Below are 24,370 nucleotides of genomic sequence, written 5' to 3'. Positions count from 1 at the left end.
CTCACCCTGATATTCACCACTCTCGGTTGAAGGAGCCCGCCATGCCCGCCATCCGCCTCACCACCAAGCGGGTAAAGAAACCTTGGGGGCGGACCAACCTGTGGCCGTGCTTTGGCAGCGTGCCGCTAGGCGACGACCCCGTCGGCGAGATATGGTTCGAGGCCCCCGGCGATCCCGAGCTGCTCATAAAATATCTCTTCACCAGCGAGAAGCTGTCGATCCAGGTTCACCCCGACGATACGGCGGCGCAGGCGCACGGTTATCGGCGCGGCAAGGATGAGGCGTGGGTGGTACTCGCCGCAGAGCCGCGTGCAACCATCGCGATTGGGACGGTGATACCCATGACCCAAGACGAACTCCGCCGCGCCGCACTTGACGGCACGATCGAGGATCTTGTCGACTGGAAGGCGGTCGAGGCGGGAGATGTCTATTATTCGCCCGCGCGCACCGTCCATGCGATCGGGCCGGGTCTGACGCTGGTCGAAGTGCAACAGAATGTCGACCTGACCTACCGCCTTTACGACTATGGTCGGCCGCGAGAGCTGCACCTCGAAGATGGCATCGCGGTGAGCAATCCTGTGCCGTATGTCGCACCGTACGTTGCCAAGGAGGTCGCGCTGGGTCGAACCATCCTTGCAGACAACGCCTCCTTCGTGCTTGAGCGCTGGAAGCGCTCCGGCGAGGCGACGCTCGCCAGCGACGGCCGGCCTATCTGGCTAGTACCGCTCGAAGGGAGTGGTACGATCGACGACAAGTGCTTCGAGGCAGGCGGAGTGTGGCTCGCAGAGGGTGAGACCGCGCTGCGCCTTGATTCAGGTGTCGAATTGCTCGTCGCCTATCCTGGCGCAGGTTTAATCGAAGGTCTGTGGGAGCCGGGTGCCTAACCCCAGAATCATGGACTTCGGCGGGCTGGTTGGGGGAATGGGGTTGGTGCGCTAATACCATCGACATTAACCAGCTGAAATCCTTGCTCTCCGCGCCAGTCGCGGGAATAATGGAACAATGCGACAGGTGGCTCAGGTCCGCCCAACGGAACGTCGTCGCGGACGTAGACCCACAGCCCGCCGGTATCGGTCTTGTCCATTGCGAGAACCGGGACGGTCGTGTCGTCGCCGCGCAATCGTTAGGCAGCAAAGACTAGGTCACCGACTCATTATGTCGCAACCAGATCCTGATTGATGCGAGCTGGACTGAGGCAAGGAAGTTGTCATCGCGCTTGTCGTATCGTGTGGCGACGGCTCGGAAATGCTTGAGTTTGTTGAAGAAGCGTTCGACGAGGTTGCGATAGCGGTAGAGGAACGGGCTGAAAGCCGGGATGCGCTTTCGGTTCGGCATGGGTTTCACACAGGCCCATGCACCGCGTTTCGCCAGAGCGGCGCGCATGGCATCACTGTCGTAGGCTCGGTCGGCCAGCAGGACGCAGCCTTCGCTCAGGCCGTCGAGCATATCATCGGCGGATCGACCATCATGGGCCTGTCCTTCGGTCAACTTGAGGCCGATCGGCAGGCCGAGCGCATCGACCAGGGCATGGATCTTGGTCGTCAGGCCGCCGCGCGAGCGACCCATGCAACGGGATCGGCCATCTTTTTTTGGGCGTTGGCTGCGTGCTGGTGAACGCGGATCGACGAACTGTCGATCATCTGGATGTCGCCCTCGTAAGCCGCTGAGACAGCCTGCAATATCCGCGCCCAGTGGCCCGCCTTGCGCCAGCGATTGAAGCGGTTCACGCAAGTCGTGTGCGGCCCGTAGCGTGCCGGAATATCCGCCCATGGAGCCCCGGTGCGCAGCCGCCAGAATATACCGTTCAACACCCGGCGGTCATCAACACGCGCCACACCCCGGACCTTGGTCGGAAGTAGTGGCTCGATCACCGACCACTCGAAATCCGTCAAATCGAAACGCGCCATCTCCCGCCTCCCTGCACCGGAAGGTTGAATCAGAACTCAGGCCGTTTGTGAATCCTGTTTATGGGTATGTGACCTAGTGCTTCGATCCGCCGGCACACAAACGGTCATAGCGGGCTTAGTTTGAATATTTTTTGATTTTTGTGAGGGGTACCGTCGGCTGATGCGTAACTTATAACAAGGGCCATTGCAGGGTGAATTCAAGGGATGTGTACCATCCGCCTCGCGTGCAGTCGTGCCAGATGTCCTGGAAAGGGCGCGCGAAAGTCATATGACCACTAAACGACCGCATGCGACCAGGCCCGCTCGATCTGGGGTGCTCGAGCAGTTCCTCGACGGCGCGGACACTTACGGTTTCTTTGTGCTCGACACATCCGGCTACGTGACGCTCTGGAGTGCCGGCTTCGAGACCATGAGTGGCTGGATCGAGAAGGATGTGCGCGGTCAGCACATTGCATTTCTCTATCCTCACGACGAAACGGAGGGCGGGGATCCCGCCGAAGAACTCAGCCGGGCTTTGGCGGCTGGGAAGATTGAGTATGAAGCCTGGCGCGTCCGCCGGGACGGATCCGAGTTTCTGGCGCGCACGACGTTGACTGCGCTCCACGATGAATTCGGCGCGCCTATGGGGTTTGGCGGGATATGCCGTGACATCACGGACGAGGCGGCAACGGAAAGGGCAGTCCAGGAGCGTGAGGAGCACCTCCAATCCATTCTCGACACCGTTCCCGATGCCATGATTGTCATTGATGAGCAGGGACGGATCACGTCATTCAGTGCGGCCGCGGAACGCCTGTTTGGGTATACCGAACAGGAACTGCTCGGGCAAAACGTCAGCTGCCTCATGCCCTCGCCCGATCGGGACAGGCATGACGGTTATCTCGATCATTATCACAAAACTGGCGAGCGCAGGATTATCGGGATCGGGCGGATCGTTGCAGGGCAGAAGCGGGATGGCACGACCTTCCCGATGGAGCTTTCGGTCGGAGAGGCGCGCGCCCACGGACGCCAGCTCTTTACCGGTTTCATCCGCGACCTGACTGCCAGGGAGCGCGACGAATTGCGGCTCAAGGAGTTGCAATCAGAATTGATCCATGTCTCGCGGCTGAGTGCAATGGGCACGATGGCATCGACGCTCGCACATGAGCTAAATCAGCCGCTGACCGCAGTAGCAAATTACCTGGAGGCATGCCGAGACCTGCTCATCGACGGTAGTGACAATTCCATTGAAATCGTCCGCGAAGCTATGGAAGAGGCGGCCAAGGAAGCGCTCCGGGCGGGCAACATTGTTCGGCGGCTTCGTGATTTTGTGGCGCATGGCGAAACCGAAAAGCACATCGAAGATCTGCAGCAGCTGATTGAAAATGCCAGCGCGCTTGCGCTCGTCGGTTCTCGCGAGCGGGGTGTACGTGCCATTCTCAAGCTTGATCCCGCCGCCACACCGGTCCTGGTCGACGGCGTTCAGATCCAGCAGGTGCTGATCAATCTCATTCGCAACGCAATCGAGGCAATGGCCGGCAGCGCTGTGCGCGACCTAGTGGTCTCGACCGAGATGATGAGCGGAGGTGTTATCCTCGTGTCCATCGCGGACACCGGACCCGGAATCGCTCCCGGTATCCTACCGCAACTGTTCGAGGCGTTCGTCAGCAGCAAGGCGGATGGGATGGGGCTCGGCCTGTCGATCTGCCGCACAATAATCGAAGCGCATGGCGGTCGAATCTGGGCCGAAGCGGTGCCGAACGGCGGTACCGTTTTCCATTTCACCTTAATGCAAGCGCAGACGGAGGACGACCATGTCGCCCAATAAGATCATTCATCTTGTCGATGATGAAGAAGCCATCCGCAAGTCGGTGGGTTTCATGCTCAAGACGATCGGCATCAAGGTGATTACCTATGCGTCGGGCGTTGAGTTTCTCAAGACGGCCCGGTCAGCGGAGGCAGGTTGTGTCCTGCTCGACATTCGCATGCCAGATATGGACGGCCTCGAAGTTCAGGCCGCATTGGCGAAGCGCGGAATAACAATGCCGGTGATCGTGTTGACCGGGCATGGCGACGTAACGTTCGCAGTGCGTGCCATGCGCGCCGGTGCCGTCGATTTTCTGGAGAAGCCGTTCGAAAAGGCGGCTTTGCTGCGGGCCATCGAAGAAGGCTTTGAGAGACTTGATGATGCACTAGGCCGTTCGGCCCGCTCTACCGAGGCGACCGTGATGATCGCCGGTTTGACTGGCCGGGAGCGCGACGTGCTTGAAGGGTTGGCGAACGGCTACCCCAACAAAACGATTGCCTATGATCTTGGTATCTCGGCGCGTACGGTCGAGGTTCACCGCGCGAACCTCATGACAAAACTTGGCGCAATCAGTTTGTCCGATGTCCTGCGAATAGCATTTGCTGCCGGCCTCGGCCGTTCAGGTGATGTGGGCGTCTTGAAAAACGACGACGGCGACGAACAGAAATCGGACTAGAATCGGCTGACAGAGTCAGCGTCCTCCCAAACCATGGGATCAATACGTAACGACGCCATCGCCGTATCTTGTCATTCCATATGCTACCAACAAGCAAATTGACGAGGCAATGCGGTCGTATGCGCCCTAGCACCAAGCACGGCAAAGTGTGTGCTTGCAGAATTATCCTTTCGGAGGACGATGTCGGCGTGCGGCGCTCGCTGCAACTGTTGCTCAGATCGAAAGGCTATGATGTGCGGTCCTACACGACGGCGAAGGCCTTGCTGCTCGATCCCGGCGCGCATCAGAGCGATTGCCTCGTGGTTGATTACTTCATGCCCGATATCGATGGTATTTCCATGCTGACAGCCTTGCGCGCTGCTGGTTGGACAAAGCCCGCGATCTTGATCACCGGGCATTATTCGCAGGAACTGGCGGATCGTGCAATTGCCGCCGGCTTTTCCAATGTCCTGGAAAAGCCATTTGGCGAACACATGCTGCTGGCATCGATCAGACGTCTGCTCGATGCCGCCGCGAACGACCAGTGCTCCTGCTGACACCCAGGCACATCAGAACGCGGAAACGACTAACTCAATTTCGGTTCTGCAGACTCCTCACATCCGCATACTCGCCATATCACGGCAGGCACGGGCGCAGTCGCGGCATATAGTGGCGCAATTGCGCATCACGGCATCGCTGTCTTTCGAGAGGCATGCCTCGGCACAGTTCTCGCAGAGGCGGGCACAGGCTTCGCAAAGCAGCGCGTGCTGCGACGACTTTCGCAGCATCGAATTGGCTGTTACCTGACAGAGCTCGGCGCAATCGAGCAGAATGGCAATACGCTTCGCGGACTCCGCCGAACGATCTTGCCCGATCGCATAAGTGGCAGTTTCGACACACTGGCGATGGGCGGCCATGCATTTGTCAACATATGCATCGAAGTTCATCGCCCCCATCGAGTCTCGCCCAGAGGCCGTCGCCTCCGCTGCCGCCGAGCTGGTCAGAGCCACCCCTGCCAGCGCAGCGCCCGAACCTATAACCGCACGCCGATCGAGCATTTCAGCCTCCCTTTTCCCCAATATTAAAGCAAACCGCCTCGATATTCGGACATGTTACCACCAAATGCGAAAGCCGGCGACAAAGCGGCGTTCGGTCGGATTTTCACCGACTGCACGCCTGAAATCTGCTGTCTTGCCGAAGGATCGCTCCCAGACAAATCCGATGTAAGGCGCAATTTTGCGTTCAACTTCGTAGCGGATGCGCAAGCCTAGTTCGAGATTGCTCAGCCCTGCCCCCAACCTGCGGTCGTTTGAGCTCTTGCTATAAACATTCGTCTCAAGTTGCGGGGTAGCAATCAGCCGGTTCGTCAAGAGGACATCGTAGGTCGCCTTGAGCCGCGCCGCCAAGCGGCCGTCGTCACCGACATAGCCTGTCAGCTGAATGTCGAACCAGTAGGGGGCAAGACCCTCAATACCTGCAGCCAGCCAGCGATGGGCGCCAGGACCTATATCTTGCCGCACACCGACCAGACTCCCCCAATAGGGGCGCTGGGCATGCCACCACATCGCCTCGACCGAAGATTCCGGATCGAGCTGCTCCCCCGCTTGCTTCAGGCCTTGGCTGCGCAGCCAGAGCTTGTTGTTATCGGGGCCGTTGCTGATCGCACCGGACCAACTGAAACCTTGACCCTGATTGTTAGTCGTGAACTCTGCTTCGTCGATAAGCACCTTCGATACGGACAGGCGATCTGCCATTTCGTATCCGGGCAGTGTCGAGTTCACATAGCCGTCCGAATAGGCGTCGGTGTCACGGGCATCGGCAGCCGGTTTGCTACTTTGCATCGCCCCCATGTCCATCCCGGCCATAGTCGTATCGGAAGGCCGCGGACTGGCCGTAGCGGGCTGCTGTGGGTCGGGCATGACCATGCCTGGCGGCGTTTGCTGGTCATGCGCTGCAGGCTGTTCCTGGGTGGTTTGAGCCCAGGCCCGGGGTGCGGCCATAAACGTCGAAATGGCCGCGACGCCGATGATAAGGGTCCGGTTCATGCGACGACAACCTCACGGAACATGCCCGCCGCCATGTGGTAAAGGAGGTGACAGTGGAACGCCCATCGGCCCATGGCATCGGCTGCGACGCGAAAGGCAATGCGCTGTGCCGGCTGCACCGATATGGTGTGCTTGCGGACCTGGAAATTGCCCCCCGGGTCTTCCAGGTCGCTCCACATGCCGTGAAGATGCATCGGGTGGGTCATCATGGTATCATTCACAAGGATGATCCGTAGACGCTCGTTGGGCTTGAAATGCAGCGGTTTTGAATCATTCAATTTGACGCCGTCAATCGACCAGATGAAGCGCTCCATGTTGCCGGTCAGATGGAGTTCGATATCCCGCTCGGGTGAGCGTGGGTCGATTGCCCCACCGGACGTCCGCAAGTCAGCATAGGTCAGTGCTCTGCGTCCCGTGCCGCGCAGGCCCACGCCGGGATCGTCGAGGTTGATGCGGGGAGAGTCGACCCGCATATCAACATTGGGGCCATATTCGGTGCGAGCGTGATGGGCGACCTCAGTTTTTTGGACAACGCCATGGTCGTGCTCCCCGCCCGTCATGGCGCCCATGGCCCCCATCATGTCGATCGGGTCGAGCCACGCGCGCGGGTCCCTCTTCGGGACCTCCGCCGCCATTCCCTCCGTCGGAGCCAACGTGCCGCGCACGGATCCGGACCGGTCCATGGATTGCGCAAAAATCGTATAAGCCCGGTCATCGGGGATCGTCACCAGAACATCGTAGGTCTCGCCCGGCGCGATGCGGAACTCATCAACGTCAACAGGTTCAACCGGTTGACCATCGGCGCCGATCACGGTCAGCTTCAGCCCAGGAATGCGGACGTCGAATAAAGTCGCAGTGCCCGCGCCAATGAAACGCAACAACACCCGCTCGCCCTTGCGCGCAATCCCGGTCCAGTTGCGAGTGTTGTTGCTCCCATTGCAAAGATAGGTGTAGGTCGCTGCCGAGATATCGCTGAGATCCGTCGGATTCATGCGCGCCTTGTTCCACATCTCGCGCTTGGCCACTGCTGCCGTCCAACCAAGCTTCGACACATCGGAGACAAAATCGCCTGCCGTTGGCTGGGCGAAATTGTAATAGCTACTCATCTTCTTGAGATTGAGAAAAACCTGCAGAGGCGCTTCATCCGTCCAGTCGCTGAGCATAACCGTATAGTCACGATCCGCGGCTGTCCCTGGCCCGGATCGAGGCTCGATTACGATCGGGCCGTATAGTCCGGTCTGCTCGGCGAGAGTATGTCCGTGATACCAGTACGTACCCGCCTGCTTAACCTCGAACGTGTAGGTAAATGTCTCTCCGGGCGCGATGCCTTTGAAACTGATCCCGGGCACACCATCCATGTCTGTCGGTAGGATAATACCATGCCAATGCACGCTGGTCATTTCATCGAGACTGTTCTTGACGCGCATCGTGACGGTTTCGCCCTCTCGAAGGCGCAGCAGTGGTCCCGGAACCGTGCCATTGACGGCGGTGGCGAACCGGGTCCGTCCTGAGAAATTCACCGGTATCCGGCTGATCTCCAGATCGAATTCCGTGCCGCTGAGCTCCTCAGACCGCCTGATTGCCGGTGCCGCGTTGGCTGGATTCCAAGCCAAACCGGCGGCGCACAATCCGCTTACCAAGGAAAGCGCCTGAACAAACTGCCGACGTCCGAGCTTGGCAGCGGGTTGCGGTACACGGTACAAATCATGCATTGTGATGGTCTGTCCAGAATTTTGAGGGGTGCCATTAGACCGCAGGCATGACCGCGCTGCTGAGCCGAGCGAGGTCAGTACGTCGACCAGGTGGGACGGCAGTTTTCCTTTGCCGGCCCACCTAGTGAATGTTGCTGCTACATGTCATTCATTGGCATCGGAGAACTACCCTGGCTTGGTGCCATTGAGCCGCCAGTCGAACCCTTGGGCATATCCTTGGCGCATCCGGCCTTGCCACCGCAACCGGACTGCATACCGCCACCGCCCATCGGCATGGCTTGCGATCCGCTCGCGCCCATCTGGTGTTCCTCCATCATCGTGCCGTGCATGTCACGCTCACCATGGCGCATCCCTGCTCGATGCGCCGCTTGTGTCGCAGTGCCGCACGGATTGGAGGTTTGGCCCGTCGTTGCAGCGGCTTGCGGCTTTGCCGGAAGATCCTTCATTCCCGGCGGGATCTCGTCGGCGATTGCGTAGCCACCACCAAACGCCACAAGGGCGGAAATAACCGGAACCATGACCGTACGATTGAAAATCTTGCTCACGTCTGCACTCCTTGTTTCGCATTGGGACCAAAACTGCGTAAGGACCCGTGCTGATCGCCCGCAGGAATGGAGTTTTGCATCTGCTAGCGATATGAGGAATGTTACGGATGCCGCTTGCGGGAGATGTCTGCAGCAAGTATTTGCTCGACAAGGTGGCACCTCCAACAACCCCTCGACATTTCCGGCCTGATTTGATTCAGTCTTCCTGACGGGACAGCGATGCGTCAGGCGGGATTGTTTGGTTTGTCGGAACATCTGAAGCGGCTGTCGGCGCATGGCGATCCGCTGGAAGAACTGGACCGGATCAACGACTTCGAGGCTTTTCGTCCGACACTGGCTGCGGCGCTGGCCTATGCTGACGGTGCCAAGGGCGGCCGCCCGCCGTATGATCCGGTGGCGATGCTCAAGGTTCTGGTGCTGGCGGCGCAGAACAACGTGCCCGATGGAGTATCTGATCCGGGACCGGTTGAGCTGGTTGCACTTCCTCGGTTTTGACCTTGGCGCGGCCACGCCCGATGCCAACACGATCCGCCTGTTCCGCGAGAAGCTGACCGAGGCGGGTGCGCTTGACGCGGTGTTCACAGACTTCGACCGGCAGCTCAAGGAACGCGGTTATCTCGCCATGGGTGGTCAGATCGTCGATGCCACGCTGGTGGCTGCGCCCAAGCAGCGCAACACCGCGCCTGAGAAGGACGCCATCAAGGCAGGCAAGACCGCCAGCGAGATATGGCCTGACTAGCCTGCCCGGGCGGCGCAAAAGGATACGGACGCGCGCTGGACGCTGAAGTTCGTCAAAGCCAAGCCCCTTATCTGACGGCAGGCCGGGCATCGCCATCCCCAGCTTCGGCTACAAGAGCAGCGTGTCGATCTGCCGGACCTTCGGCTTCATCCGCAAATGCAAGGTCACCGATGTGGCGCGCTTTGACGGGAAAATGCTGCGCGACGTCGTCACCAGCGACAACACCGCCTCCGATGTCTGGGCCGACACCGCCTATCGCAGCCAGGCCAACGAGGCGTGGCTCAAGCGGCAGAGCCGGGTCAGCCGCATCCACCGCAAGAAACCGCGCGGCAGGCCGATGACCGAGCGCACCGCCAAGGCCAACGCCGTCAAATCGAAGGTCCGCGCCCGCGTCGAGCACGTCTTCGCCCGGCAGAAGGACCAGATGGGGCTGTTCATCCGCACCATCGGTATCAAGCGCGCCGAGGCCAAGATCGCACTCGCCAACCTCGCCTACAACATGCACCGCCTGATATTCCACGAGCGACGGGCAGCGACAGGATAGCTGCGTCCGAAAGAAAGGAAAACCACCGAAAACAGCCGATATCGAGCCCCAAGAGGCTTGAAATCACGTCAAATCCAACGCCGCTTCCCCAAATCCGCTTATATCAACGGGTTGATGGAGGTGCCCAGGTTATTAGGCGCAAACAAGCTGACGCTTGCGTCGTCCCGAGGGCATGTGAGCGAGCGGATAGGAATAGCCGCCAAAGCTTATGGCGTACTGATATTCTGCGTACGGACGGGCCACTTTACCTGCCGTGGCGGGCAAAGACCTTCTCTCCGCCTGGGCCAAATGCGATCACATTATAAGGTTGCGGTGCCTGCCCGCGCACTTCCATGCCCGGCGATCCCATTGGCATTCCAGCAACCGCGAGGCCGGCGACGCCGCGAGGTCGCTGCGCAAGCACCCGCTTCATATCCGCGATGGGCACGTGTCCTTCGAATACCATGCCATCAACGATCGCGGTATGGCAGGACGAAAGTCTGCCTGGGACGCCTTTCGCGCGCTGAAACGCCACGCGCTGTAGATCGTCGATGATGACAACCCGGCGCGCGAACTGTTGGCGCACTTGGTTAGCCCATTTCTCACAGCATCCGCAGCCGGGATCTCTGTGAACGGCAATGTCCGCGGCAGCCATTGCTGCAGAAGGGATGGCGAATGCAAGCAATGTTGCGAAAATTGAAGATGTCCTCATCGTACGCTCCAGGTATCAAGAAGGTAAAAACATTTTTTACGCTTCTGCGCTTGCGCGAGATACTCTTAATTTTCAGAAATTCTTTGCTTTATATCAAATCTGACAACGCTACTTAGTCAAATTCCTCGTCGTGAATGCCGGGGGAAAATAAACTGGAGTGGTCAAAGGGCTTTGGGTTTACGCCGCTTCTTTGGCCAGCGGAAATACAGCAGCACTGTTCCACACAATGCCAAAACCAGACCGCCTGCCGCAAAAGCCATCAACCAAGGCGTGTTGAAATCCTCATGGTTTTTCCAGTCCATGATGTGAAGTCCCCAGAAAAAATCATAGAGCCGCCAAGTCCCATTTCGGACAGCTGTAATTCTCCCTGTGTTTGCAGATACATAGATTCGGGTCGATTCTTCGTCCGGAAAAGCCAGTTGCCAAGCTGGAAGTGGCCCGCGATATTCCGTCGATGCTTGAGCAATATGCAAAGCCGTAGAGGGCTGCTTTCCAGCCCCGCGATAGACACCCATGGCTATCGACCGCGCCCACTGTTCGTTTAGCGGAGAAAGTCGGTGACCGCTCTGCCCATCAAAGAGCTGCAAGGAACTGTCGACACCTTCCACTTCGACCACCGGTCTGTCGAGCAAACTGCGCAGCCGCACTTCCCGGACTGGACGACCTACCGTTTGCAGGATCCTGCCGAGCGCGGAATGATCAGCATCGATCGTGATATTTTGCGCCGACCGATCGATCAGGTGATCACCGTGCACCCTTTCGATCGGAAGGACACTCATCAGCAGACCACTTGCAAACCAGAGCAGCAATTGGGTGCCAATAATGAGCGCGAGCCAGCGGTGCAGTCGGCTCGACCTGACATGGAAGCGATGGCGGACGGGACTCAGAACCAGGTCCGTACACCGAGGACGAAACTTGTCGCCGAAACATTCTCGCCGTCCGCCCGTGCAAAGTCGGCCGTTCGGCCCATACGCCGATCGTACGAAATTCCGATGTAGGGCGCGAACTCGCGCTTCAGCTCGTACCGCAGCCTGAGGCCAAACTCGGCATTGGTAATGCCCGCCCCGATGCGGGTTTCCGGAACATCCTGTGCCGACAAATTGATCTCTACGCGCGGTTGGAGGATCAACCGCTGGGTGATTCTCTGGTCGTAATACCCTTCGATACGGCCAAGCACTTCTCCCTTGTTGGACAGGAAAACTGCCGCTTCTGTTTCGAACCAGTAAGGTGCCACCCCCTCGATGCCGATCGTGGCATATGTCCGGGACGGATCGGGCCTGAAGTCATAGCGGACCCCTGCCTGCAGGTTCCAGTACGGGTCGATTGCCCTGCTATAAAGCGCTTGGATCTCCGCGGTTTCCATGAACGCTTTGCCGCCCCGGAACTCGCCTTCTCCCTCGCTCTTCAAGGTAAGGCGGTTGACGTCGCCGCCATACCAGGCCTCGCCGTCCCAGCGATACCCATCCTTGCCATTCCTGACCTGATATTCAGCGATGTTCAGTGAGACGAAAGAAGTGCTGGTCCCGCCGTGTTCGCGCTGAAGCGAGCTTCGCGAATCCACCATGGCAGCAGGCCCGTACACGCGATCGGCATAGTGATCTGACGGCGGTGCCGGAGCCGGCGCTTCACCGGCAGAAAGGCTTGTTCCCCCACTGTGCCGATCTTTCATTCCGGGCATGTCGGCCATGTTGTGGTCCATAGCCGATCCGGAACCCTGCGACATATCCATGCCGGACATTTCGTCAGCTGCGGCGCCGTTTGTTTGGGAAGACGGAGCCATGACGGGCATGCTAGACATATCATGCCCGGCATGCTCGCCGGATTGCGACACTACGGGAGTCTGGGCGGACGGCGCAGACATCTGCATCCCTGACATGTCATGCCCCGTGTGGTCTACTGGAGCCGGAGCTGCGGGATGTGCTACAGGGGCTCGCGCGCGCCTTGCAGGGGGCCTCGCCACAGCCCTTCGTTTATTCGCCCCTGGTGGGGCCTTCGTTGCCTTCTTTTTAGGCACCGGGACTGCGACATGTGGCGTGTTCATGCCCGGCATGCCCGGCATCGATTGGGCCTGCGCCTCACCCGTCACAAGGACCGCAAAGGCAGCAACGCCAGCGAAAAGATGAAAGCAGCGCATCATGCTTCTCCTCGCGGACGGACCGAGACAACGCGCATCATCCCGGCATGCATGTGGTAAAGCATATGGCAGTGGAACGCCCAATCGCCCACGGCATCAGCGGTAAAGTCGAACGTTACCTTCCCGCCCGGTTGCACGTTGACCGTATGCTTGCGCGGCGAAAACTCGCCGTGGCCCGTGACCAGTTCGAAAAAATGTCCGTGCAGGTGAATTGGATGAGACATCATCGAATCATTCACAAGCGTCACGCGCACGCGCTCGTTCGCAAGAAAGGGAATGGGCTCGCGTTTGTCGCTGAACTTCACGCCGTCGAACGACCACATGTAGCGCTCCATGTTCCCGGTCAGATGGATTTCCATGGCGCGATCGGGCGCACGGACATCGGGGTTGCGCTCAAGGGCCATCAGATCGCGGTAGACAAGGACCTTATGCCCGACGTCGTCGAGCCCTTGCCCTGGTTCGCCGGTACGATCCATCGGCATCGGAGAAATTGTCTGCACGCCAGGACCCATTTTGACTTGCGGTGCATTGGCAGGATCCCGCATACTCATCGAACCCATGGCCATGCCAGCCATCGAGCTGTCGGCAGCTCCGCCGGGTGCCGCGCTCCCTGCCGAGCCATGGTTCATGCCTCCAGCAGACTGACCTGACCCCATATCCATCCCGGCCATCCCGCCAGCTGCGGATCCCGTCATGTCATGCCCCATGGCCGCGTGATCCATACCCGGCATTGCCGGGGTGCCCCCTGCTTGGGCCGCGCCTGGATCCATGGCGGCCATGTCCATACCCATGTCCTTCATGGTCGCGAGGGGACGCTTGCGCAGGTTTGGCACGTCCGCGGCCATTCCAGCCCTGGGGGCAAGCGTTGCCCGGGCCATGCCTGAGCGATCAACGGATTCGCCAACGAGAGTATAGGCGCGATCGTCGGACGGCGAGACAATTACATCGTAGGTCTCGGCAACCCCGATCTGGAACTCATCGACTTCGACCGGTCTGACATTTTGTCCATCGGCTTGGACGATACTGAGTTTGAGGCCGGGAATTCGGACGTTGAACGTGGTCATGGCCGAGGCATTGATAACGCGAAGCCGGACACGCTCACCCGGCCGGAACAGCGCCGTCCAGTTGTCTTTTGGCCCGTGCCCGTTGACCAGATAGGTGTAGGTCGAACCGGTCACATCCGAGATATCGGCAGGATCCATCCGCATCTTGCCCCACTCAAGACGGTCCTTGAGCGGCTGATCCTCACCCTTCGCCAGGCCACCCAAGGTCTGCCTCTGGTGGTTGAAATAGCCGCCGCCAACCTGCTTGAGTTTGCGATAGATCGCGTGCGGGTGCATCTGACTGTGATCAGAAAGCACGATGACGTGCTCTCGATCAGATTGGATGGGGTCCTCGCCGGCGGGATCGATTACGATCGGACCATAATGGCCAAGCTGCTCCTGAAGGCCCGAGTGGCTATGATACCAGTACGTTCCGGCCTGGACGACCGGGAACTCATATACAAACGTACTTCTTGGCTTGATGCCCGGGAAACTGACGCCTGGCACACCGTCAAACTGGAAGGGAACCAAAAGGCCGTGCCAGTGGATCGAACTGTCTTCCTCAAGATCGTTGGTCACAGCCAGGCGAACCGTCTGGCCCTGGCGCAGCCGTATCAAGGGCGCAGGTACGGTACCGTTTATCCCGATCGCATGGCTTTGGTGACCATCGATCATCATCACCTGGTGTGCAATCCGCAAGGCAATGTCATTACCTGCCAGAGTCGGGAGCGGCTTCACAATTCCCGCCGATCCCGACTGGGCCCAAGCCGGGAACCATGCCGAAGCCGCGAAACCGCCGCCCGCCAAGGTTGCATTGCGAATAAAAGCACGGCGATTCAGCGCCCGGCGCATATTGTTCCCTCTCGATCGCTAACAGGTCCCCTGAGCCGGGGACAGAAAACACTCATTATGCCTTACGCACGAACTCCCATTTTCCCTCAACGATCGCCGAGAAATTCGGAAAGACGCGTCCGGGCGCGATGCAGGCGCGTTTCGACCGCCTTACCGCTGACTGCGAGAACTGCGGCGGCTTCTGCCTGACTCAATCCTTCTACAGTACGCAGCAGCAGGACTTCGCGAAGCGATGATGGTAGCCGGTCGATCGCCTTGGTCAGGCGGCCAAGCTCCCCCTTTGCTGCCAGCGTCTGAAAAGCTGATGGTCCGTCATCGGGTACTGCTCTGACCTCCTCTTCACTCCAGACCTCGGCCCCGGAAAAGAGGCGGCGTACCAAGCGTCGGCGGCGCCAGTCGCGACATTTGTTTATGGCGATACGGGACAGCCACGCCCGCATGGGCCTATTCCCATCATAGGATCCCAGATGGGAATAAGCGGCGACAAAGCAGTCCTGCGTCAAATCGATTGCTTCTTCGCTGTCCCCGACCAATCCGCGGACGAGACGGTAGATCGGCTTTCGATGCCGATTCAGGATTTCGGCGAAGGCAGTTTGGCGGCCCGCCAGCGTAAGCGCCGCAAGCTCTCCGTCGGTACAGGTAGCAAAGTCGATGCTCACCGCACGTCGGCGGTCAACGCCTGAACTACGGCACGGTCAAATTTATCTGCCTGTTCCGGACGAAGCACTTTCCGCATCGCGAAGATGTGTCCAAGCGTTGCAATTTGCAGCTCGCCCATGACCTCGTGGCTCCTTGTGATTGCAGCAACCACCTGGGGGCCATTGTCGTGTTCGGCCTCGATAGCCGCTGCGAGCCGCGCGTTGTCCGCGCGCATCTCGAGTTGAAGCGCCTGCAACTTGACCGAAAACTGACGCTCAAGCACTTCAATCTGCTCATTTTGACGCGGGTCCAAATCCAAATCCCGGTGCAGAAGCTGATGGAGCGCAGCACCTGCCTCAGGCGGAGCGGAAACTTGCCGACCAACTAATACCCCGCCCAGGGCGCCGGAGAACCCGGCCAAAATGATCAGGAACAAGGCACGCTTGTTCATCGCGCACCCAATAGCAACGTCGATGGGGCAAGAGGATTTGCCAGCGCAAAGGATGTCAAAGGTGAACTGGCCGCCTCCGAGGGCAAGAACGCACTGCTTGCCATGCCGAGCAGGGCTGCCCCGACGATTGCAAACAAGCTCGCCCGTCTGAGCGCTTCAGGCGGAAATTGCTGGATCAATGCCAAACGCTCGAACACCATCTGGTCCAGACGGTCGAGCCCGGAAGGGAGCGGCTCCTCGCGCAAACGACGGAGCAAAACATCAAGGTCATTCGTCATTGCCCGTTCTCCAATCCTCACGGCCAGCGCCAGCATCGCCGGTTCGCTTAAGCAATGTGGCGACTCCTACTCAAAAAGCCTGACACAACGCAGTTTTGTCTTGACCTACTAGCAAATACGCGGCGCGGGAGCGAAGCCCTCAAAAAATTTGCTGCACTCCCCGCAATCGCAACAAAATGTTCGGGCTGCGCCGACTTTTTTGTTTTCGCCATGAGGGGTCGTCGTTTGCCGTGCGTAATAATCAGTGTTGGCGGAAACCTCCGCATCATTGGAGAAGATAATGTTTCGCAAAGCACTCTATGTCCTGGCGCTTACGTCGGCTGCATTCTCGGCCACCGCCGCCATGGCACATCCGCGCCTCATCGGTGCTACGCCTGCGGCCAATGCTACGGTCGCAGCACCCACCCGCATCCAACTGACCTTCTCGGAAAACCTTGTCGGGCAATTTTCCGGCATCGATCTCACCATGACCGAAATGCCGGGCATGAAGATGGGACCGATGAAGATCAATGGCGTGGCTGCGACGGTAGCGCCGGACGGAAAGACCCTCGTCGTAGCGCTGGCCCGCCCGCTGGCGCGGGGTACCTACAAGCTCAATTATCATGTTGTGTCTGCCGACACGCACCGGATCCAGGGTACCTATACTTTCAAGGTGAACTAAGTTGATGACGGAAGCGGTTTCCATAGCCATCAGGTCGGGGCTCTACCTCGACCTGATGGCGCTTTTTGGGCTTCCGCTGTTCGGGCTCTATGCACTTCGCGGAGCCGAACGGGCAACTGGCTCGGTCCTGCCATTTCGATCGATCCTCGCTTGGGGATCAATCCTCGGTATAGCACTGTCGGTTTTAGCAATGATGGTTCTTGCCGCTTCGATGGCGGACGTGCCGATCACCGAAGTCGATCGCGCGACCTTGACCATGCTGATAACAGGGACGTCAATCGGTACCGCATGGCTGGTTCGGCTGCTGGCACTTGTGGCGAGCGGTCTGTGCGCTTTGCTGCTCAGGTGGCGACCAATTCTTGTCCTGCAGACGGCCTCGCTCTGTGGCGCAATAGCATTGGCGACGCTTGCCTGGGCGGGACATGGCGCTGCGGACGAGGGATTGACCGGATGGGTCCATCTCAGCGCAGATATTCTCCATCTTTGGGCCGCCGGGATCTGGATCGGTGCCTTGCTGGCAATGCTGCTGCTACTTTTCATGCCGCCGATTGACGAGAGCCACGATCGTGTTGTGCTGTCGCACCGGGCACTGCATGGATTTGGCATCGTCGGCTCGGGAGCGGTCGCGGCTTTGATCGCATCGGGCCTGGTCAACAGCTGGATATTAGTCGGGCCCGCCCATCTTGGCGACCTGTTTACGACGCTCTACGGGCAACTCCTGCTCGTCAAACTCATGCTCTTCGCCCTGATGCTCGTCCTGGCCGGAGCGAACCGGTTTGTTTATACGCCAGCCCTGGCAACCGCTATGGAGACCGGGGATACCGGATCAGCAGTCCGATCGCTGCGAAGAAGCCTCGCCTTGGAAAGCACAATCGCATTGCTGGTCCTGGGTCTTGTTGCGTGGCTGGGTCTGCTCCCACCGCCGGCTTCAGCTATGTAAGTAGTCAAGGCAAAGGCCGCGCGATCGATTTTATGGCCTTGAGGCCCGAGCCAAATCGCGAGATCGCGTCTTTATGTCGCTCAAGCTCGCCGTAGGAAAGGTAAGCAATTTCCAGATCGGCTATGCGGCTGAATGCGGGCCGGGATACCTGGGCGCGGACTTCAGCTTCGCGCGCATCGGGAGCAACCAGATAAAGACCGGCCGAGGCGTGAAGGTCGCTGCCACTCAAGGCCAAGTCCAGCATACGCACAATGCCCGAATAAATCGACGTTGAATGCTCGACCTCGAAAGCGGCCGCCACCGTGGCAGCGCCCTGGTCCAACCAGAGCACATCGATCAGACGAATGGCATCACCGCCGCGTGAGGTCGTAATAGTTTCAGGCAATGACGTCAGGCACCCTTCGCCTAGTCTGCGGCCATCATGCAGGCGGCTGCGATCGTTCGCCGCAATCCAGACATCATATCCGAGTGCATGGCCGAGGTCTCTCAGCCAGGCCTGTATCTCCGAGTGCGTGCGGTCACTTTCTCCCTGTTTGGCGAGCGGCTTGTTTAGGGCCGCGGCTTCAATGCGTGCCTGTTCAAGCCGCGCAATCCAGTTTCCAGGTTTTTCGTCTACATCGTCACGGGGTGGCGCTGGGTACCTTCCGGAACCAATATCGAACAACAAACCTCCGATTGCCCCGAGGTCATTGGACAGCAGATCCCGAAACTGCTCATTGAGGTCCAACATGCCGGAACGCATCGCGAGGAAGTGCTGCCAACTGCCAAGTTTGACTTTCGCACCAGTCAGCTTGTTAAACCCGTTCACGATAGCCGTGTTGAACGGGGGTACAAGAGTCGGGTGCAAGAAATAGAGAAGATTGGCAACCGCCGGGCCCAAGCCCTTTATTTTCAGCGCATCGATCTCGTGAATGCCGGCGACAACCTCTTCGGCGGTATCGCAGCAGGCGCAATGGTGCAGTAGCTGTCCAAACGCGCGCTGGTTGACCGGGTTCTCGTAGATGTCGGGTATCCGCAGCTTCGGCTTCCAGAGAAAGGCGTGGTCGGCACCTTTGAAAATCTGCCGCTGCTCGGCGATTGAATGGACCACGGTTTCGAGCGAAGAGCCGCGGTACGCCACGCCAAAACTGCCATCCTCAATAGCGTCAACGACTTGGGCAAGACCGCGACGGATCGAACGGAAGTTCTTCAGGCGTTCGTCCCACAAAAACCAGCTTTGGTAGGTGGCGTTGGGATCCTCTTTCCAGCGCTGGATCAGTTGTCGAGCCCGCATGTCGAAATCAGCCAAAGTCAAGGTCTCCACCCAACACCACCCAGGTGCTGTAGCCAAGCTCTCAGGGCAACGCCAGCGACCCGTCTGAGCACATGGAACAAATGCCGGTCATCGTCGAAGCGTACCTCAATTTGGCGGTTTGCGCAGCTTCGCCACCTTGGGGACATTACGGATATAGAACCGGGAGTAGGGTCCATAGTCTCTGGTTCCGGAGAGGCGAACAACCACTTTCACACACGGAGACCGAAAATGAAGCTCAAGACCAAAATTTCTCTCGCCATCGCCAGCATCGCCATGCTGGGCGCCGTCCCCGTAGCTGCCGCTAGCGTCGGCCACTCTTGGTTCATGCGCGGCTCGATCGTTGGCGAGCAAGCAGAAGGCAAGGTCGTCTGCATCGGCAGCGAAGATGGGGCGACGGTTGGCCAGATTCTCGATGCCTACAAGGTCGTGCAGAACCCAGGCCCCGGCAATAAAGGCGCGGGCCCGACATTTCGCCGGGAACGGACTGGTCATGTCCGTATCGACCACGTCTATGACGCTCACTTCGCCCACGTAAGCGTCGTCGATGGCGCTCCGTCCGTACACGACATTGTCGAATTGCGCCGCACTCGGCGCTAAACGCAGGGCGTGGAGACAGCAAACGGCTGTTTCCACGCCCACCGCCGCAATGCCTGAGCTGGCACTCCTGAACTGACGACGACAATTCAGAGCAGTTCCGGCGCAGAATCCTTCTTGACCTTGGACCATGGTCTAAGGGTTATTTTGGAATGTGATCGGCTATGACTCGATTCAAAATCGGCGAATTGGCCCAGGCTGCAAATGTACCGAGGGATACCATTCGCTATTACGAGCGCACCGGTCTGCTATCGCCCCCCGAGCGCACCAGTTCGGGGTACCGGCTCTATGACCAGTCGGATGTCGATCGGATGAGGTTTATCCGTGCCGCCCAATCGCTCGATTTCACCCTCGCCGAAACGAAATCGCTGCTCGAGTTGAAAGCGAGCGATCATGCCAAGGCCTCGGATATTCTGGCCGTGACACTGGCCAAACTGGATCAAGCCAAACTCAAGGTCGAGCGGCTCGGCCACATCCGCGAGATTCTTCAAAAGCTGGCCGATGCCTGCCCCCAGGATGCCGCGACCGATGCCTGCCCGATCCTCGATTTCCTCTCAAATGGGGACTTTGTGGAACTCGGGTCGAAAGAACAAAAAACGAGCAAGATGGAGAGGACCACCACTCTTACAACAAGGAGGGAATTAACATGAGGTACGCAATGATCCTGGCTCTTCTGCCGGCCAGCCTGCTGGGCGCCTGCGCAACCATTCCGCCGACGAGCGCAGAGGTCGAGAGTTGTCAGAGAATGGAAAGCGAGATGGGCGTCGGGCAGACCCACGACCATAACGAAATGAAGGGACGGGGTATCAATCCGATGAACCTGTCGCATGCTCGCTGCCAGCAGATTCTCAAGCAATAGCCGCCTGGAGCCGCCGAGGCTGGCAGCAGGTCGTTGCTTCGCCTCGGCGGCTCCACTCACTACATCACAAGGAGAAGACGTCATGACACTGTTTACCAAGATCACCGCGTCGGCGATTGGTGCATTTGCACTGGCTGGCTTGCTTGCCGGCTGTGACAAGAAGGCCAGCGATACAACAGCAACGCCTACCGCGAGCGCAACGACCAATGCACCGGCTGCAACCGGTAACGAGGCCGCGGCCAGCGCAGCTGATGATGCCAACCGTGCAAGCGGGGATACGATGCCAAACGATATGGCTGAGCGTCACCGCCAGAAAATGGACCATGATTCCATGCGCCAAGGGAACCAGATGGGGCCAGGAGCCAGCCCGTCGCCGAGCGACAGCCCGGCAGCACCCATGAAGGATATGTAAGCAGGCTTGTCGATCCGACGAGCGCGCTATTGTCTATGTCCGTTTGGACACGGGTCGCACCGTGAGGCAGATCGCCTTGCCCGGGGCATGCATGGTTAACTGTCGTATCTCAATTACGCCGCCAAGGGGGGCCGAAAATCGGTCGGTCCAGCTCGATCCCTTCAGCCCCGCGCATCAGTTCGACGTAATGACACCAATGAATGAAGGATCGGGGCGTTGCAGGTCCATTTTAACTCTCTAACCAGAGCAACTTCCCGGCGCGTAGCTGGACGCCCGCGAATCCTCTTGGCCGGCCTGGCGCTTGTGGCGGCACAGCCGCTTGTGGCGCAGGACCCCGCAGCCGAGCATGCCTCCCATCATCCCGGAACCGCTGCCGGATCGTCGCAAGCTATCCCTCCTCCAGGAAGCGCCGCGCAAATGCCCGGCAATTCGGGCAGCCCGGCTGCGGGGGGTGCAATGGCTCAGATGATGCAGAAGATGATGGCTCCGGCCGGCTCATCGCCGGGCGGTATGGCTGCAGGCTGCTGCGGCATGGGCGGAGTAAAACCCTATTACGCGTCCCTGATGGAATGGCCGGCGCTGACCGACGACGCACGCAGTGCCGTGCGCCCCTTGGCGCTTGAGCGGCTCAATGCCGGAATGGTCGCGCTTTCGACACAGCAGACGCAAATCCACCATGCAATGTCCATGAACGATTTTGCCGCCGCTTCCACGGCCATTTCACGGGCACGCGAGAATATAGCGCTCGCGGAGAGCGGCGCAAGCGTGCTCAAGGGGCTCGCCGAGGAACGCGCGCCCCGCGATATGGCGCTCAGCTGGTTCAAAACCGAGACTGCAATTGGAGGAGACAAACAGATGCCGACTCATGGCGATCTTGCAGGTCTGTCATGGTGGCACCTGATCGCAATGGCACTCCTTGCCGCTGCAGTCGCGGCAGCGCTGCTGTCATGGAACGCCCGGCGTCGGCGTGTTGCCGGGCTTGTCGAGCGTTTGGCTTCGGGAGCTCCGGTAACCACCGGTCCCGCAAGTCCGCCCCCGCCGCCAACCACCATGCCGTCCTCGCCTGCCGCAGCACAGCAAAAGCCATGGAAGGGTACCTTGCGGATCAAGGCGATCTTCCAGGAAACACCCGCTGTGAAGACCTTCCGGCTGATGGAGCCAAGTGGCGGGGCCATTCCCTTCAGCTTCCTGCCGGGGCAATATGCCACCATCACGTCGGAGATCGACGGCCAGAAGGTGCGACGATCCTATACAATCTCATCGTCGCCAACCCAACGCGACTATATCGAGCTGACCATCAAACGCGAGCAGAATGGCCTGGAATCGCGCCATTTGCACGATCACGCACTCGCCGGCGATCTCCTCGAGATCGCCGCGCCTGCGGGCCGGTTTTTCTTCACCGGCGAAGAGGCTGAAGGAATCGTCCTGATTGCTGGCGGCGTCGGTATAACCCCGATGATGAGTGTATTGCGCAGCCTAACCGACCGATCGTACGCCTACGACGTCTTTTTGCTCTATGGAGTGAATACGCCTGCGGATTTGATCTTTGCCGAGGAATGCGACTATCTCGCCCGGCGTCACCCCCGGCTGCACATTGCTTCCGTTGTCGCCAAGCCTGAGGGCACAGAGTGGACGGGCCCGGTTGGCTATATCACGGCCGAATTCATCGCCTCGACCGTTCCGGACATAGCTCGCCGCCGCATTCACCTGTGCGGACCCCCACCCATGATGGCAGCGGTAAAGACCGCGCTCGAAGAGCTTAAAGTGCCTTCCGAACAAGTCAAAACTGAGGACTTCGCTCCCCCGAAAGGCGGACCGGTACTGGAAGCTGAAGCGTTGCCGCAGGCGTCGGCCTCGGCCTCGGCAGAAACCGGAACCGACGCCTCACCGCCTGTTCCCGCGCTTTCCGCACATGCATCGATCACCTTCTCGGGGTCGGGGAAGTCCAGTCCATTGGCGCCGGACCAGTCGGTGCTGGAAGCGGCGGAAGCACTAGGGGTCACCATCGACTACGATTGCCGTCAGGGAACTTGCGGCCGATGCAAAGTGCCGCTGCGCGAAGGCCAGGTCGTAATGGAGGTCGAAGATGCCCTCTCGGCGGCCGAAAAAGCGTCGGGAGTGATTCTGGCCTGTCAGGCCAAGTCCACCGGAAACCTGGTCGTGGACGCGTGAAATGACCGAGACCGAGAAAACCACAATCAGTGGGCTGATCGGGGCGCTCGTATTGCTTGTGCCCGCATTCATCATCCACACTGCACCGAGGTTCCCCGGGAGCCTGACGGGCAGCATAATCGGCATTGTCGCGGCGGCGCTGTTCCTGTTGTTGATGGTGTACACGGCGGTCAAGCACCAGCCCAAGCTCAAGCAACTAGTGACTGGCCGGATTTCGCTCAGCGCCTTGATGACCTTCCACGCCTATGCCGGAAGCATCGGCGCCTTGCTCGGAATTGTTCATTCGGGACACAAGTTCGACAGCACGCTTGGCGTGGCGCTGGTTGCAACTATGCTGATTGTCGCTTTCACCGGCTTTATCGGCCGGTACTATCTAGCCCAGATCGGCCAAGAACTGAAACTGCAGCAGCGCGAACTTAAACTGCTGCGAGACCAGTTCGACGCGTTTGCACGCACAGCCCCGGCGCAGATACCTGGTTCGCCTAGTATAGGCCCGGCAGGATTACCTCTGGGCCACCTGCTTGGCGCGATATCCGACCTCGAATTTGCCATCATGGCCCGCGACGCGATCAAGCGCACTCTTTCACGCTGGCTCATCCTGCATATTGGTGCCGCGATCGCAATGTACGGGCTCCTCTTCATCCATGTCTGGAGCAGCTACTATTTCGGCCTGCGGTGGCTCCCATGAAACCCAGCAACCTGTTCTACCTGGCTTTGGGAGCCATCGCCCTGTTTGCCGCCATCGCCATTCCGGTTAGCGTCTATCGTTCGAGTAGCGCCGCAGCTCCGCGCTGGGTGTCAGCTGTCGAACCAGGGCCGCTCTCGAAGGCACATGCCTTCCTCGAGAACAAGTGCGAGAGTTGCCACACCCCCAACAGCGGCGTGAAGGCACAAAACTGCATAACATGCCACGCAGCCGCCACGGATTTGCTGATGAAACCTGCGACCGCATTCCACGCGAAGATATCGGAATGCGCCGGTTGTCATGTTGAACATCAAGGGTTCGGTATCAGGCCAACAAAGATGGATCACGGTCTGCTTGAACGGATCGCCATTCAAAAAGGCGGCTCCGCGACCACGCTCGACTGCCTATCCTGTCATGCCCCGATCGACAGGCACAAAGGGTATTTCGGGAAAGATTGTGCCAGTTGCCACCAGACTTCGAGCTGGAAAATTCCGGGCTATCTCCATCCCAGTCCACGATCGACCGAATGTTCACAGTGCCACAAGGCACCTCCGAGCCATTACATGATGCATTTTCAAATGATGGATCAGCCTATTTCAGGCGAACACAATGCCCGAGTCGATCAGTGCTACAGTTGCCATCAAACCGACTCGTTCAACAACATTAGAAGAGTTGGCATGGTGAAAGTGCATTAATTATTGAATTGCGTACGGCCATCTCGATTGTTTTTAAATA

26 protein-coding genes and 3 pseudogenes are annotated in these 24,370 nt (G+C 59.1%); 15 read left to right on the top strand and 14 right to left on the bottom strand.

Annotated elements, in window-relative coordinates; all coding sequences use genetic code 11:
* The first annotated feature begins 41 nt into the window (after window positions 1-41).
* Window positions 42-884 carry a class I mannose-6-phosphate isomerase gene (locus LUA85_RS20085; RefSeq protein WP_231472146.1) on the top strand — a complete coding sequence of 281 codons (843 nt, stop codon included), beginning with the start codon at window positions 42-44 and terminating at the stop codon, window positions 882-884.
* 86 nt (window positions 885-970) lie between these two features.
* On the opposite strand, the pseudogene LUA85_RS20080 reads toward LUA85_RS20085, so the two are convergent.
* Window positions 971-1,123: pseudogene (locus tag LUA85_RS20080) on the bottom strand (transposase); the annotation flags it as partial.
* A 14-nt stretch (window positions 1,124-1,137) separates the two neighbouring features.
* Window positions 1,138-1,907, bottom strand: a pseudogene (locus tag LUA85_RS20075) (IS5 family transposase).
* Window positions 1,908-2,175: 268 nt separating this feature from the next.
* Between LUA85_RS20075 and LUA85_RS20070 the strand changes: the two are divergent.
* The 3 genes from LUA85_RS20070 (at window position 2,176) to LUA85_RS20060 (ending at window position 4,902) form a co-directional block, all read left to right on the top strand.
* A complete protein-coding gene (locus LUA85_RS20070; RefSeq protein ID WP_231472145.1) occupies window positions 2,176-3,711 on the top strand; it encodes a PAS domain S-box protein in 1,536 nt (511 codons plus the stop codon).
* Window positions 3,698-4,366: a response regulator transcription factor gene (locus tag LUA85_RS20065; protein ID WP_184081821.1), complete on the top strand. Its 669-nt coding sequence runs from the start codon at window positions 3,698-3,700 to the stop codon at window positions 4,364-4,366. The genes LUA85_RS20070 and LUA85_RS20065 overlap by 14 nt, the downstream gene beginning before the upstream one ends.
* A 119-nt stretch (window positions 4,367-4,485) precedes the next feature.
* The gene (locus LUA85_RS20060; RefSeq protein WP_184081820.1) at window positions 4,486-4,902 is read left to right on the top strand and encodes a response regulator transcription factor; all 417 of its coding nucleotides are present in this window, start codon (window positions 4,486-4,488) and stop codon (window positions 4,900-4,902) included.
* 57 nt (window positions 4,903-4,959) lie between these two features.
* On the opposite strand, the gene LUA85_RS20055 is transcribed toward LUA85_RS20060, so the two are convergent.
* From LUA85_RS20055 to LUA85_RS20040, 4 genes are all read right to left on the bottom strand, one after another.
* On the bottom strand, window positions 4,960-5,403 hold the full coding sequence (locus LUA85_RS20055; RefSeq protein ID WP_231472143.1) for a four-helix bundle copper-binding protein: 444 nt from the start codon (window positions 5,401-5,403) through the stop codon (window positions 4,960-4,962).
* Between the two features lie 54 nt (window positions 5,404-5,457).
* Entirely contained in the window at window positions 5,458-6,390 is a 933-nt protein-coding gene (locus LUA85_RS20050) for a copper resistance protein B (RefSeq protein ID WP_231472142.1), read from the bottom strand.
* Window positions 6,387-8,102 (bottom strand): copper resistance system multicopper oxidase, encoded by a 1,716-nt coding sequence (locus LUA85_RS20045; RefSeq protein WP_231472141.1) that lies wholly within the window; start codon window positions 8,100-8,102, stop codon window positions 6,387-6,389. Before LUA85_RS20045 ends, LUA85_RS20050 begins: the two co-directional genes overlap by 4 nt.
* 137 nt (window positions 8,103-8,239) lie before the next feature.
* A complete protein-coding gene (locus LUA85_RS20040) occupies window positions 8,240-8,647 on the bottom strand; it encodes a hypothetical protein (protein WP_184081816.1) in 408 nt (135 codons plus the stop codon).
* A 219-nt stretch (window positions 8,648-8,866) separates the two neighbouring features.
* Here LUA85_RS20040 and LUA85_RS20035 point away from each other — a divergent pair.
* A pseudogene (locus LUA85_RS20035) lies at window positions 8,867-9,930 on the top strand (IS5 family transposase).
* Between the two features lie 244 nt (window positions 9,931-10,174).
* On the opposite strand, the gene LUA85_RS20030 reads toward LUA85_RS20035, so the two are convergent.
* Complete coding sequence (locus LUA85_RS20030; RefSeq protein WP_231472140.1) at window positions 10,175-10,621, bottom strand: DUF411 domain-containing protein; 447 nt, start codon at window positions 10,619-10,621, stop codon at window positions 10,175-10,177.
* Between LUA85_RS20030 and LUA85_RS20025 the strand changes: the two genes are divergently transcribed.
* The gene (locus tag LUA85_RS20025) at window positions 10,548-10,724 is read left to right on the top strand and encodes a hypothetical protein (protein ID WP_231472231.1); all 177 of its coding nucleotides are present in this window, start codon (window positions 10,548-10,550) and stop codon (window positions 10,722-10,724) included. The two genes, LUA85_RS20030 and LUA85_RS20025, sit on opposite strands and share 74 nt — an antisense overlap.
* Window positions 10,725-10,782: 58 nt before the next feature.
* Here the strand turns inward: LUA85_RS20025 and LUA85_RS20020 are convergent, their stop codons facing one another.
* The 6 genes from LUA85_RS20020 to LUA85_RS19995 form a co-directional block, all read right to left on the bottom strand.
* Complete coding sequence (locus LUA85_RS20020) at window positions 10,783-11,430, bottom strand: hypothetical protein (protein ID WP_231472139.1); 648 nt, start codon at window positions 11,428-11,430, stop codon at window positions 10,783-10,785.
* Between the two features lie 74 nt (window positions 11,431-11,504).
* The gene (locus LUA85_RS20015; RefSeq protein ID WP_371823750.1) at window positions 11,505-12,755 is read right to left on the bottom strand and encodes a copper resistance protein B; all 1,251 of its coding nucleotides are present in this window, start codon (window positions 12,753-12,755) and stop codon (window positions 11,505-11,507) included.
* Window positions 12,755-14,650: a copper resistance system multicopper oxidase gene (locus LUA85_RS20010; RefSeq protein WP_184081813.1), complete on the bottom strand. Its 1,896-nt coding sequence runs from the start codon at window positions 14,648-14,650 to the stop codon at window positions 12,755-12,757. The genes LUA85_RS20015 and LUA85_RS20010 overlap by 1 nt, the downstream gene beginning before the upstream one ends.
* Before the next feature lie 86 nt (window positions 14,651-14,736).
* On the bottom strand, window positions 14,737-15,309 hold the full coding sequence (locus tag LUA85_RS20005) for an RNA polymerase sigma factor (RefSeq protein WP_184081812.1): 573 nt from the start codon (window positions 15,307-15,309) through the stop codon (window positions 14,737-14,739).
* Window positions 15,306-15,740, bottom strand: a complete 435-nt coding sequence (locus LUA85_RS20000; protein WP_184081811.1) for a periplasmic heavy metal sensor — start codon at window positions 15,738-15,740, stop codon at window positions 15,306-15,308. The genes LUA85_RS20005 and LUA85_RS20000 overlap by 4 nt, the downstream gene beginning before the upstream one ends.
* Window positions 15,737-16,054, bottom strand: coding sequence for a hypothetical protein (locus tag LUA85_RS19995; protein WP_231472137.1), 318 nt, complete (start codon window positions 16,052-16,054; stop codon window positions 15,737-15,739). The genes LUA85_RS20000 and LUA85_RS19995 overlap by 4 nt, the downstream gene beginning before the upstream one ends.
* 244 nt (window positions 16,055-16,298) lie before the next feature.
* Between LUA85_RS19995 and copC the strand changes: the two genes are divergently transcribed.
* Window positions 16,299-16,679 (top strand): copper homeostasis periplasmic binding protein CopC, encoded by a 381-nt coding sequence (copC, locus tag LUA85_RS19990; protein ID WP_184081809.1) that lies wholly within the window; start codon window positions 16,299-16,301, stop codon window positions 16,677-16,679.
* A 4-nt stretch (window positions 16,680-16,683) separates the two neighbouring features.
* Window positions 16,684-17,619 (top strand): copper homeostasis membrane protein CopD, encoded by a 936-nt coding sequence (copD, locus tag LUA85_RS19985; protein WP_184081808.1) that lies wholly within the window; start codon window positions 16,684-16,686, stop codon window positions 17,617-17,619.
* Window positions 17,620-17,623: 4 nt separating this feature from the next.
* Here copD and LUA85_RS19980 read toward each other — a convergent pair whose 3' ends face one another.
* On the bottom strand, window positions 17,624-18,892 hold the full coding sequence (locus LUA85_RS19980) for a type II restriction endonuclease (protein ID WP_184081834.1): 1,269 nt from the start codon (window positions 18,890-18,892) through the stop codon (window positions 17,624-17,626).
* A gap of 249 nt (window positions 18,893-19,141) precedes the next feature.
* Between LUA85_RS19980 and LUA85_RS19975 the strand changes: the two genes are divergently transcribed.
* The 7 genes from LUA85_RS19975 (at window position 19,142) to LUA85_RS19945 (ending at window position 24,330) form a co-directional block, all read left to right on the top strand.
* Window positions 19,142-19,510 (top strand): hypothetical protein, encoded by a 369-nt coding sequence (locus LUA85_RS19975; RefSeq protein WP_231472136.1) that lies wholly within the window; start codon window positions 19,142-19,144, stop codon window positions 19,508-19,510.
* 161 nt (window positions 19,511-19,671) lie between these two features.
* Window positions 19,672-20,157 (top strand): heavy metal-responsive transcriptional regulator, encoded by a 486-nt coding sequence (locus LUA85_RS19970; RefSeq protein ID WP_184081806.1) that lies wholly within the window; start codon window positions 19,672-19,674, stop codon window positions 20,155-20,157.
* The gene (locus LUA85_RS19965; protein WP_184081805.1) at window positions 20,154-20,366 is read left to right on the top strand and encodes a hypothetical protein; all 213 of its coding nucleotides are present in this window, start codon (window positions 20,154-20,156) and stop codon (window positions 20,364-20,366) included. Before LUA85_RS19970 ends, LUA85_RS19965 begins: the two co-directional genes overlap by 4 nt.
* 82 nt (window positions 20,367-20,448) lie before the next feature.
* Complete coding sequence (locus tag LUA85_RS19960; RefSeq protein WP_231472135.1) at window positions 20,449-20,778, top strand: hypothetical protein; 330 nt, start codon at window positions 20,449-20,451, stop codon at window positions 20,776-20,778.
* 456 nt (window positions 20,779-21,234) lie between these two features.
* Window positions 21,235-22,950: a 2Fe-2S iron-sulfur cluster-binding protein gene (locus tag LUA85_RS19955; protein ID WP_231472134.1), complete on the top strand. Its 1,716-nt coding sequence runs from the start codon at window positions 21,235-21,237 to the stop codon at window positions 22,948-22,950.
* Window position 22,951: 1 nt separating this feature from the next.
* The gene (locus LUA85_RS19950; RefSeq protein ID WP_231472133.1) at window positions 22,952-23,638 is read left to right on the top strand and encodes an iron reductase; all 687 of its coding nucleotides are present in this window, start codon (window positions 22,952-22,954) and stop codon (window positions 23,636-23,638) included.
* On the top strand, window positions 23,635-24,330 hold the full coding sequence (locus LUA85_RS19945; protein WP_231472132.1) for a cytochrome c3 family protein: 696 nt from the start codon (window positions 23,635-23,637) through the stop codon (window positions 24,328-24,330). Before LUA85_RS19950 ends, LUA85_RS19945 begins: the two co-directional genes overlap by 4 nt.
* Window positions 24,331-24,370 lie beyond the last annotated feature (40 nt).

The sequence above is a fragment of the Novosphingobium sp. CECT 9465 genome (assembly GCF_920987055.1).
Taxonomy (GTDB): Bacteria; Pseudomonadota; Alphaproteobacteria; order Sphingomonadales; family Sphingomonadaceae; genus Novosphingobium.
Note: the sequence above shows the minus strand (reverse complement) of the source record. Positions and strands in the feature narration are given on the sequence as shown.